This is a genomic window from Sciscionella sediminilitoris (assembly GCF_000737195.2).
Taxonomy (GTDB): domain Bacteria; phylum Actinomycetota; class Actinomycetes; order Mycobacteriales; family Pseudonocardiaceae; genus Sciscionella; species Sciscionella sediminilitoris.
On record NZ_JALM01000011.1, the window covers coordinates 20,245 to 30,899 of the forward strand.

Annotated in this window: 10 protein-coding genes; 5 read left to right on the forward strand and 5 right to left on the reverse strand. The window is 69.5% G+C overall.

Annotation, left to right across the window (positions count from 1 at the left end; genetic code table 11):
- Nucleotide 1 precedes the first annotated feature (1 nt).
- The 5 genes from AD72_RS05720 to AD72_RS05740 all read right to left on the reverse strand — a co-directional run bounded on the left by AD72_RS05720 (nt 2) and on the right by AD72_RS05740 (nt 6,064).
- Complete coding sequence (locus AD72_RS05720; protein ID WP_037344953.1) at nt 2-2,089, reverse strand: acetate--CoA ligase family protein; 2,088 nt, start codon at nt 2,087-2,089, stop codon at nt 2-4.
- The gene (locus tag AD72_RS05725) at nt 2,086-2,886 is read right to left on the reverse strand and encodes an enoyl-CoA hydratase/isomerase family protein (RefSeq protein WP_031465342.1); all 801 of its coding nucleotides are present in this window, start codon (nt 2,884-2,886) and stop codon (nt 2,086-2,088) included. Before AD72_RS05725 ends, AD72_RS05720 begins: the two co-directional genes overlap by 4 nt.
- Nucleotides 2,887-2,899: 13 nt before the next feature.
- Nucleotides 2,900-4,450, reverse strand: coding sequence for a monocarboxylate uptake permease MctP (gene mctP / locus AD72_RS05730; RefSeq protein WP_037344954.1), 1,551 nt, complete (start codon nt 4,448-4,450; stop codon nt 2,900-2,902).
- Entirely contained in the window at nt 4,447-4,701 is a 255-nt protein-coding gene (locus AD72_RS05735; RefSeq protein ID WP_037344955.1) for a DUF3311 domain-containing protein, read from the reverse strand. The genes mctP and AD72_RS05735 overlap by 4 nt, the downstream gene beginning before the upstream one ends.
- Before the next feature lie 127 nt (nt 4,702-4,828).
- Nucleotides 4,829-6,064 carry a PucR family transcriptional regulator gene (locus AD72_RS05740; protein WP_197284880.1) on the reverse strand — a complete coding sequence of 412 codons (1,236 nt, stop codon included), beginning with the start codon at nt 6,062-6,064 and terminating at the stop codon, nt 4,829-4,831.
- 136 nt (nt 6,065-6,200) lie between these two features.
- Here AD72_RS05740 and ccrA point away from each other — a divergent pair, with 136 nt between their 5' ends.
- From ccrA to AD72_RS05765, 5 genes are all read left to right on the forward strand, one after another.
- The gene (gene ccrA, locus AD72_RS05745) at nt 6,201-7,475 is read left to right on the forward strand and encodes a crotonyl-CoA carboxylase/reductase (protein WP_051898008.1); all 1,275 of its coding nucleotides are present in this window, start codon (nt 6,201-6,203) and stop codon (nt 7,473-7,475) included.
- A 5-nt stretch (nt 7,476-7,480) separates the two neighbouring features.
- Nucleotides 7,481-8,368 (forward strand): LysR family transcriptional regulator, encoded by an 888-nt coding sequence (locus AD72_RS05750; protein WP_031465347.1) that lies wholly within the window; start codon nt 7,481-7,483, stop codon nt 8,366-8,368.
- A 104-nt stretch (nt 8,369-8,472) separates the two neighbouring features.
- Nucleotides 8,473-9,036, forward strand: a complete 564-nt coding sequence (locus tag AD72_RS05755; RefSeq protein ID WP_031465348.1) for an OsmC family protein — start codon at nt 8,473-8,475, stop codon at nt 9,034-9,036.
- Between the two features lie 2 nt (nt 9,037-9,038).
- The gene (locus AD72_RS05760; RefSeq protein WP_031465349.1) at nt 9,039-10,487 is read left to right on the forward strand and encodes an AMP-binding protein; all 1,449 of its coding nucleotides are present in this window, start codon (nt 9,039-9,041) and stop codon (nt 10,485-10,487) included.
- A partial coding sequence (locus AD72_RS05765) for an enoyl-CoA hydratase/isomerase family protein (protein ID WP_031465350.1) occupies nt 10,484-10,655 on the forward strand: 172 nt, incomplete at its 3' end. The genes AD72_RS05760 and AD72_RS05765, both read left to right, overlap by 4 nt.

Sequence of the window (10,655 nt, forward strand, 5' to 3'; positions counted from 1 at the left end):
CTCAGCGCTCCCCGGAACCCGCGCGGAACCGGTTCGCCGCGCCGACCCGTCCCAGTGCGGCGATCGCCCGCTCCACCGAATCCAGCAGCGGCACCCCGTACCCGGCCGCGGTGGCGCGCAGTTCCCGCACCAGTTCCTCCTGCTCGGCGCTGAAACTGCTGCGCAGCACCAGAACCAGGGGCACTCCGGCGCGGTCGGCCGCGCACAGCTGCTCGGTGAGCTCCCGGATCAGCGCGGCGGCCTCGGCACCGGAGTGGATGTCGTACACCGTGCCGAGATCCAGGTAAGCGCACAGGCAGTCGATCGCGGGGTCCGCGGCGAGCGCGCGGGCCAGTGCCCCGGTGAACGGACCGGTTTCGTCGTACAGCGACCAGATCGGGATGTCCACCGGGTTGCTCAGGCTGCTGCCCGGGGCGTCGTAGCGGGCCAGGGCGTCCGTGGTGGCCGCGGAGAGCGGGGCAACGGTGAGCCCGTGTTCGCCCGCGGTGTCGGTGCCCACCACGGCGACCCCGCCCCCGCTGCCGACCAGGCCCAAGCCGATCCCGGTCAGCGCGGGCGCGTGCTGCGCGACGAGCAGGGTGTCCAGCAGCTCGTCCAGGTTCTCCACCAGGACGACCCCGGCGGCCGCCGCGGCATCGCGGAGCAGTTGCGGATCGCTGGCCAGGGCACCGGTGTGCGAGGCGGCCGCCGCTCCCCCCGCCGTGCTGCGCCCGCCCTTGAACAGCACTACCGGGATCTCGATCCGTTCGGCGAGCGCGAAGAACCGGCCCGCGTCGCTGTCATCCTCCAGATAGAAGGCGGCCAGCGTGGTGCGCGGATCGGCGGCGCAGAACGCGAGCAGTTCCGCGGGGGACACGTCATCGCAGTTGCCGACCGAGCTGACGAAACTGAACCGCAGCCCCAGTTCCTTGCCACGGCGCACCACATCCCCGGCATAGGTGCCGGACTGGGAGACGAACGCGATCGAGCCCGGTTCGGTGCTGGAGGCACTGGATCCGATCATGGTCATCCGCGCGTGCGGGCTGTAGTGCCCGATGCAGTTCGGGCCGAGCACGCGCAGCCCGGTTCCCGCGACCGCCTCGGCGAGATCACCGGTGTCCGCGGTGTAGACGTGCGCGGTTCTCGTGCCGATGGCGGCGAGTTCGCGCAGGGCATCCGGGACGAGCGCGGCGGGAAGTGCGAGCACGGCCCGGTCGATGCCGCGGGGCAGTTCGGCGATCGAGGCGAACGCGGTGCGGCCGTGCACTTCCTTCGCGGAGCGGCTGACCGGATACACCGGTCCGCGGAAACCGTGCTCGATCGCGGTGCGCACCGCCCGGTTCCCCATTTTGGCCGGATCGGCGGAGGCACCGAGCACGGCGAGGCATTCCGGGTACACGGCCGGGCGCAGTTGTTCGTATGCCGTGGCGGGATCGGGCAGTTCCCGGGCACCCGGCCGGTCGCGGGCCACTGCCCGCGCGTCCACCGCCGTGATCCGTTCTTTCCCGATCACCACCGGGTTGAGATCGATCTGGTCCACCGGTTCGGAAAGCAGCAAGCCATCGGGCCCGCCCACCCGCAGCAGCAGTTGGACCAGCTGCTCGAACCCGCGCGGGAACCGGTTGCGCAGCACGGCGCCGATCCGGGTGCGGTCGAGCAGCGCGGTCGCGGAGCCGGCATCCAGCGGGGCGAGGGCGAAGGCCACATCGCCGAGGGTTTCCACGTCCACACCACCGGATCCGGCCATCACCACCGGGCCGAAGCCGGGTTCGTGCAGCGCGCCGACCACCACCTCCGGGCCGGGTTCGATCATCGGCTCCACGGTCACCCCGCGGACCGCGACCGCCTTGGCGCGCTGGGCCTCGAACAACCGCCGCACGGCCGGTTCCGCCTCGGCGGGTGGCACGTTCAGCAGCACCCCGCCCGCCTTGCTCTTGTGCACCACGGAATCGGCGATCAGTTTGATCGCGGACGGACCGGCGATCCGGTTCGCGATCTCGCCCGCTTCCCGTGCGGTGGCGGCGAATTCGACCGGGTTCGCCGGGATTCCGTAGCGGATCGCGAGTTCGCGGATGGCGTCCTCGCGCAGCCGCTGCCCGGGCTGCGTCATGCGAGCACCTCACCGATGCGCTCGTGGTGATCGGCGGGCGCGTCAGGATAGGCGGGTGGACGGCGTTCCAGGAAGGAGTTCACGCCCTCGGTGCCGTCCGGGAGTTCCCGCACCAGTGCGGCGAGCAGCGGTTCGGCCGCCCGTCCGGCATCGGCGCCGTGACTCATGGTGTGCGCGAGCCCGGCCTTGACCGCGGCGACCACGGCGGGAGAGACGGCGGCGATCGATTCGGCGAGCGCCAAGGCCCCCGCGAACGCGTCCTCCTGGACGCGGCTGACGAACCCGTGCCGCAGCGCTTCCTCGGCACCGAAGGGAGCCGCGGTGGCCAGCCATTCGAACGCGACCGGATACCCGACCAGATCCAGCAGCCTGCTCAGCTGCCCGCCGACCGGGACCAGTCCGATCGCGGCACCGACCGCGCAGAACCGCGCACCGGGGCCGGCCACGCGCAGATCGCAGTTGAGCGCGAGGATGAACCCGGCAGCGTAGGCGGGACCGTCCACCGCGGCGATCACCGGGGTACCGATCTCCGATGGCCTGCTGAACGCGGCATTGGCCACCGGATCCCCCGCGGTTTCCGGTTTCTCCAGTACCTCCTGCAGATCGTGCCCGGAGGAGAAACACCCCTGGGTGCCGGTCACCACGATCGCCCGTACGCCCGGATCGGCATCGGCGCGGTCGAGTTCGGCGAGCAGGGTGGGCGCCATCGCGGCGGCGAAGGCATTGCGCTTCGCGGGATTGTCGATGGTCAGGACGCGGACCGCGCCCTGATCGGCTACCCGGATTCCAGGTGGCATCGGTGACTCCTTGTCAGTTGACGGATTCGGGGACAGGCGCGGGAACGCGGGTGCGGACGGCGCGGGCGAGCAGGCTGCCGAGCACCACGACGACGAGATTGAGCAGCAGCGCGGAGATCGCGATGTAAATCGGGCTCTCCAGGAAGAACGGTTTCGCCGTCGAACCGCCGAACGGCGCACCGGTCCCGGTCTTGACCTCGTAGGCGGCCCAGGTGCCGTAGACCACGGCCACGATCAGCCCGGCAAGCAGCGCCTTGCGGTCCGCGAACTTCCTGGTGAACAGTCCGAACAGGACGGTCGGCAGCGTCTGCAGGATCCAGATCCCGCCGAGCAGCTGGAAGTTCAGCGCGAAGTTGGTGTCCAGGGTGAGCACGAAGACCAGGGCGCCGAGTTTCACCAGTACCGAGACGATCTTGGACAGCAGGGTCTCGGACTTCGCGCTGACCGGTTTGCTGCGGAATTCGCGATACAGGTTGCGGCTGACCAGGTTCCCCGCGGCGATGGCCATGATCGCGGCCGGGACGAGCGCGCTCATCGCGATGGCGGCGAACGCGATCCCGACGAACCAGTGCGGGAAGAGCTCGGCGAGCAGTTGCGGCACCGCGTACTGTGGATTGCCGTCCTTCGGTTTGATCCCGATCGCCAGCGCCATCATCCCGAGCAGCGCGACGAAACCGAGCAGCACGGTGTAGATCGGCAGTACGGACATGTTGCGCCGCACCGTTTTCGCGCCGCGCGAGGCGAACACCCCGGTGATCGCGTGCGGGTAGAGGAAAAACGCCATCCCGGAACCGAGCGCGAGGGTGAGATAGACGCTCGGTTCCACCGCGATGGCCGGATTTCCGCCCGCGCTCGCGGTCTTCGCGGAAAGGGCATGCGCTCCGTGCTCGAAGATGGTCCCGAAACCGCCGAGTTTGATCGGAATGTAGATCACCGCGACGATCACGACCAGATAGGTGAGCCCGTCCTTGACGAACGCGATCAGCGCCGGGGCGCGCAGCCCGGCCGAGTAGGTGTACGCGGCGAGCACCGCGAACGCGATCAGCAGCGGAAGATCGCGCAGCAACCAGCTGTCCCCCGCACTGCCGCCGAGACCGAGCGAGCCGAAGATGACCTCGAGTCCGACCAGTTGCAGCGCCAGATAGGGCAGCGTGGCGAGCAGCCCGGTGATCGTGATGGCCAGGCTGAGCGCTTTCGAGCCGAAGCGGTCGCTCACGAAGTCGGTGAGCGTGACGTATCCCTTGCGGTGCGCGAGCGCGACCAGTTTGGGCAGGAAGACGAAACCCAGCGCGTACAACACGATCGCGTTCGGCACCGAATAGAAGCCGAAGGCGCCCATGCTGTAAATCGCCGCGGGCACCGCGATGAGCGTGTAGGCGCTGTACAGGTCCCCGCCGAGCAGGAACCAGGTGATGAACGGCCCGAAGGTGCGCCCGCCGAGTGCCCACTCGTCGAGCTGGTTCGCCTCCTTGGCCCTGCGCCACCGGCTCGCGATGAACCCCAGCACGGTGATGAGCAGCAGCAGGCCGAGGAAAACCCCGAAGGTGGCCCAGTTGAACGTCACTGTTCCCCCTCGCCGTCGCGCTCCCCGCGGTACAGCAACCGGTAGACCAGGCTGGTGCACACCGCGGTGAGCACCGCCGCGGCCATCTGGAACCAGTAGAAGAACGGGATCCCGCCCAGTTCCGGGCCGGTGCGCTGATACAACGGCACGGCGAGCCCGAGCACGACCGGGAACAGGATCAGCACCGCACCGAGCAGCAGCCGCGGCTTGCCCGGCGGGTGGGAACGCGGGAGGTCAGGGGTATCGCCCATCGTGGACTCTCCTTTGAGTCGTGGTGGATGCGAGGTGCGCTCACGCTAAGCGCGATACCCGGATGACGTCATGCGAAAAACAGAAAGGGTTTCCCGCGGTCTTTTGCGATTTTTACAGGTCCGATCCTCAGACCTGGGTGGTCGAGTCGAACAACCGGATGCCGAGCGAGAGCAGCAGCAGATCGTCGGTGGCCATGGGATCACGGCGAGTCAGCGCATGGACCCGGCGAAGCCGGTAGACAACGGTGTTCGGATTCACCGAGAGCTCGGCCGCCGCCTTGGTGAGGCTGAACCCGCCGGAGACATAGGCCCGCAGCGTGGGAAGCAAATCCGAGCGTTTGCGCCGGTCGTACTCGAGCAAGGGGCGCACCGTCTCGCCGAGCAAGGTGTCGGCATTCCCCACCGAACGCAGGATCTGGTCCAGCAGCACATCGGCGAACCGCATCGCCCGCCCGCCTTGGCAACCGAGATCGGCTGCCGCGCGCGCCTCGGCATACGAGCGGCGCACCCCGGCGTGCCCGTCGGCCGGGCAACCGACACCGATCGCCCAGTCCCGGTCGGCCTCGAGTAACCGGTCGCACTCGGCCCCGATCCGGTTCCCGTCCTCCTCGGCCCCCAGCCCGCAGATGCACACGACCTCGGATTCCCGCGCACCGACGAGAAAACTCTTGCTCACCGGGGCGATCCGGTTACGCACCGCGCGAATGGCGGTCTGGGCGCCGATCAGCGGATCCGCACCGGAGGGCAACTGCACGACCACCACGAGCAGCCGCTCGCGCAGGGTCATCCGCAGCACCGCGTTCTGCCGCCGGGCATACTCGCTGACCGCCTCCCCGGTCAGCAGGGTTTCCAGCACATCGGTGCGCAGCGCGAGAGAATCCGCGGCGATCGTGGCGGATTCCCGCACATACGCCTGGGTGACCGCGGTGGACACGTGGTCGACGTGCACCATCATCGCGTCCGCGAGCTCGATGGAGACCGCGCGGCCGAGCTCGTCGGTGCCGCAGAACTCGTCCATGCTGCGCCACAGCCCGACTCCCCAGAGCCGGAAACTGCGCAGCAGCGAGGGAAGGCTGACGTGCTGGTGTACCCGGCGCGCGGCACTGCGGCGCAGCAGTTCCCGGGTATCGTCGGGTGCGGAGTGCCCGGCGGCCAGGGTGCGCACCGCGTGCTCGATGTTCTGCACGGCCGCCTCGGTGACATCCCGGTCCAGCACCGGTTCCGGAAGCTCGCGGTATTCGTCGATCACCGCACGGTATTCGGCGACCAGCTGCTCGGCGAGTTCGTGCCGCCTCGCGTGCAGCTTGTCCAGGACCATCGACCTGCGTTCCGAAGCTTCTTCGCTGCCAATGGTTTCCGGCACGGTACGACCTCGCTTTCGTAGGAAACGAGAAGAACGGAAGCACAGGTTATCCGTTTTTCTCATGACGTGCGCCGCTCGCTGCCTCTAGCGTTCCGGGACACCGGACCGAGACCGGACCGACTTCGAGGAGCACGAGATGAACGATGACGTTCGCCGCAGCGTGGCCACGCCCGGCGCGGAACCGGTACCGATCGGCGAACTGCCGCCGCTGGGCACGGTCCCGGAACGGATGCACGCGCAGGTGGTGCGCCAGGACCGTTACGGAGATCCCGCCTCCGCGTTCCGCCCCGAGGTGGTGGACACCCCCCGGATCGGGCCGGACGAGGTGTTGATCGCGGTGCAGGCCGCGGGAATCAACTACAACAACGTCTGGGCGGCGCGCGGTTACCCGGTGGATCAGGTCGCGGTGCGGCAGAAACGCGGGGAGACCGAGGATTTCCACATCGGCGGCTCGGATGCCTCCGGGATCGTGTACGCGATCGGCGAGCAGGTCACCGGGATCGAGCTCGGCCAGCACGTGGTGGTACATCCCGGTGTGTGGGACGCCGATGATCCGTGGATCGCCCGCGGCAAGGACCCGATGATCGCGCCGAGCGCCAAGATCTGGGGGTATGACACGAACTACGGCGCGTTCGGCCAGTTCGCCAGGGTGCAGGCGCACCAGGTGATGCCGAAGGCCGAGCACCTGTCCTGGGAGGAGGCGGCGGCACCCACCCTGGTCGGCACCACGGCCTACCGCATGCTCCACGGCTGGGCGGGGAACACGCTGAACTCCGATGACCTGGTGCTGGTCTGGGGCGGTTCCGGCGGGCTCGGCACCCAGGCGGCGCAACTGGTCCGCGCCGCGGGCGCACGCGCGATCGCGGTGGTCTCCGATGACGAGCGCGGTGAGTTCGCCATGCGGCACGGCGCGATCGGTTATCTCAACCGGCGGGACTACGACCACTGGGGCGTTCCCCCGCTCGTGGACGACAAGGCGGGTCAGAAGGCGTGGACCGCCGGAGTCCGCGCGTTCGGTAAGCGGTTCTGGGAGATCGCGGGCGGCCGCGAGGAACCGGCGATCGTGTTCGAGCATCCCGGCGGGGCCACCATTCCCACCAGCATCTTCCTGTGCCAGCCGGGCGGGATGGTGGTCATCTGCGCCGGGACGACGGGATTCGACGCGATGGTGGACCTGCGATACCACTGGACGCGGCAGAAGCGGCTGCAGGGTTCGCACGGCACCAATGACGAACAGGCCTATGCCTACAACGATCTGGTGCGGGACCGGGTGATCGATCCGGTGCTCGGCAGGACGATCCCGTTCACCGGAATTCCCGATGCGCACGCCGCGATGGGCCGGGGCGAGGATGTGTTCGGCAATGTGGCGGTGCTGATCGGCGCCGCGGAACCGGGAACCGGCCGCGGCTGAGCCCGATGATCTCCGCGGACGATCTGGGGATATTCCTGGAGGTCGCCCGCCGCGGGAGGCTGGTCGAGGCCGGCAGACAGCTCGGCCTCGACCACACCACCGTCGGGCGGCACATCGCCCGGCTCGAACGGGAGACCGAACAGCGCCTGTTCCACCGGGAACCGTCCGGCTGGCGGCTCACCCCCGCGGGCACCCGGCTGCTCGGGCACGCCGAATCGGTCGAGGCCGCGGTGCGCGCCGCGCACGAGGACTGCCTGCGCACCGGCAAGCACCTCACCGGATCGGTGCGGATGATCGCCCCGGACGGGTTCGGCAATTTCCTGCTCTCCCCGGGGATCGGCGCGCTGCACACCGCGTTTCCCGCGCTCTGCATGGAACTGGTCGTGGCGAACGTGCACACCTCGCTGGGCACAAGGGAATTCGACCTCGCCGTCACCATCGAGGCACCGCCGACCCGCGCGGTGGACGCACACCGGCTCGCCGACTACGAACTGTGTCTGTACGCCGCGCCGTCCTTCCTCGCGGCGCACCCGCCGATCACCTCGGTCGCCGACCTCGAGGGTGATCCGTTCATCTGGTATGTGGAGGACGCGTTGTGCGCCCCCACCCTGGAAACCCTGTTCCAGGCGGTGCCCACCGCGCGACCGGCCTACCGCACCAACACGATCGCCGGGCAGATCAGCGCCGCGCAGCAGGGGCTCGGTTTCGCGTTCCTGCCCAGCTGGATCGGCGATGCCACACCGGGTCTGGAGCGGCTGGACGCGTTTCCGCACGCGGTGGCGCACAGCTACTGGCTGGTGGTGCCGCGCCAGCTCGCCCGGCTCGCCCGGGTGCGGGCGATGGCGGGCGCGATCGAGGCACTGGTCGCGGACCGGCAGGGGCTGCGGCCTTGAGCTGTGCAGATTTGCACAGCGCTGTGGAGAACTGGCCGTTGTTCCCGGTTCCGGCGTTCTGGTCTCGTGGAATGGCAACCGCCACCACGAGAAGGGATTTCCCCATGACCACAACGGATTCCGCGCCCAACGGCATCGATTCCGCGGCGCTGGAGCAGACGATCGCCGCGGTGCGCGAACGCCCGGAACTGGGTCAGGTCACCTTCACCCTCGGCGCGGACTGGCCGGGTGGCTGCCGTCAGCAGGGCAGCACGGGGGAGCTGCGCCAGGCGGGTGAGCCGGTCGCGGACCGCACCGCGCGCTACCGCTTCACCTCCGACGAACCCGAGGCGCTGCTCGGCACCGATCAGGCCGCCAGCCCGGCGGAGTACATTCTGCAGGCACTGGCCGGTTGCTATGCCGTCACCTTCGCGGCCACCGCGACCGCGCGCGGGATCCGGCTCTCCGCGCTGCGCCTGGATCTCGAGGCGGACTTCGATCTGCGCGCCTTCCTCGGCATCGACAGGCAGGCGCGGGCGGGCGCGCGGGAGATCCGGGTGACCGTGCACGCGGAGAGCCCGGACTCCTCCCGCGAACAGCTGGCGGAACTGACCGAGGCCGTGCAGCGGCGCTCCCCGATCCGGGACACGCTGGCCGGACCGGTTCAGGTCAGCACGGTGCTGGCGTAGTCATGGGCGCTCGCCTGACGCTCGACCATCTGCTGTGGCGCATGCGGTACGCGCACCCGGATTCCGAGCTCGTGACCGCGGGCAGCACGCAGCGGTTCGCGGACGCGGCCGATTCGATCGAGGATCTGGCCCGCACACTGCGATCCCGCTGGACGATCGGGGACGGCGACACGGTCGCGGTGCTCGCCTTCAACACCATCGAGCACTTCCGGCTGCTGTTCGCGGTCCCGCTGCTCGGCGCCGCGGTGCACAGCCTCAACCCCCGGGTACCGGCCGATTCCCTTGCGGCACAGGCACTCCACCCTTCCCCGCGAGTGCTGCTGCTCGACGAGGCGGTGCTCGAGCACCGTTCGGTCGGGGCGAGCGCGCGGGCCGCGGTTGCCGAGCTGGAACGCGCCGGAGTTCCGGTCGTTCCGGTTCGCGAGCTCGAACCGGCCGTTGCGGGTGCCGAACTCCCGGTACCGGCCGAGGATTCCACCGCGTTCTGGTTCCACACCAGTGGAACGACCGGACCGCCGCGTTCCTATCCGGTCAGTCACCGGGATGTGCTGCTGCACGCGCTGAGCCAGGCCAGCGCCGAGGCCTCCGGACTGCGCGCGGCCGACCGGGTGCTTGCCCTGGTGCCGTTCTGTCACGTCAACGGGTGGGGACTGCCGTTCACCGCCGCACTGAGCGGGGCCTGCATGGTGCTGCCCGGCGCGGAGCTCACCGCGGGGCACATCGCCGAACAGCTGCGCCGGGACCGGATCACCGTGGCCGCCGCGGTTCCCACCGTGTGGTTCGACGTCTGCCGCCACCTCACCGAGACCGGCGAGGCGCCGCCACCCGTACTGCGTGAGGTGCTCACCGGGGGCGCCGCGGTCTCCCGGCAGGTGGTCGACCAGGTTCGGGATGTCCTCGGCGCCGGGGTGGCCAGTGCCTGGGGCATGACCGAGACCATGGCGATGAGCACCTACGAACGCGAACAGCCCAGTGACCGCACCGGACGGTTCGCCCCGCTGGTGGAAGCCAGGATCACCGAGGGAAGACTCGAGGTTCGCGGGCCGTTCGTGCTCGGCGATCCGGACTGGTTCGACACCGGCGATGTGGCCCGCCTCGACGCCGGTGGCAGGCTCACCCTCCTGGACCGGCACAAGGACCTGATCAAGTCCGGCGGGGAATGGATCGTCTCGGCACAGCTGGAACAGCGGCTGTGCGCCCATCCCGCGGTCGCCGAGGCCGCGGTCATCGCCCGCCCCGATCCGAAGTGGACAGAGCGGCCGATCGCGATCCTGGTTCCCGAACGGGGACACCGGATCGAGGAGGCGCGGCTGCGCGAACACCTCGCCGCCTGCTTCCCCGCGTTCTGGCTGCCCGAGGAATTCACCGTGGTCGACCGGTTACCGCGCACCCCGGTCGGCAAACTCGACAAACGCGCCCTGCGCCGCACCCACACCGGAGGCACCGCATGACCTACATCCGCACCGAGATCACCGGCCCGATCGCCACGCTCACCATCGACCGCCCGGACAAACTCAACGCGCTCTGCGTGGAACTCATGCGCGAACTGCACACCGCGCTCGAGGCGGCCGAACAGGACGAGCACGTCAAGGTCGTCGTGCTGCGCGGCGGGGAGCGCG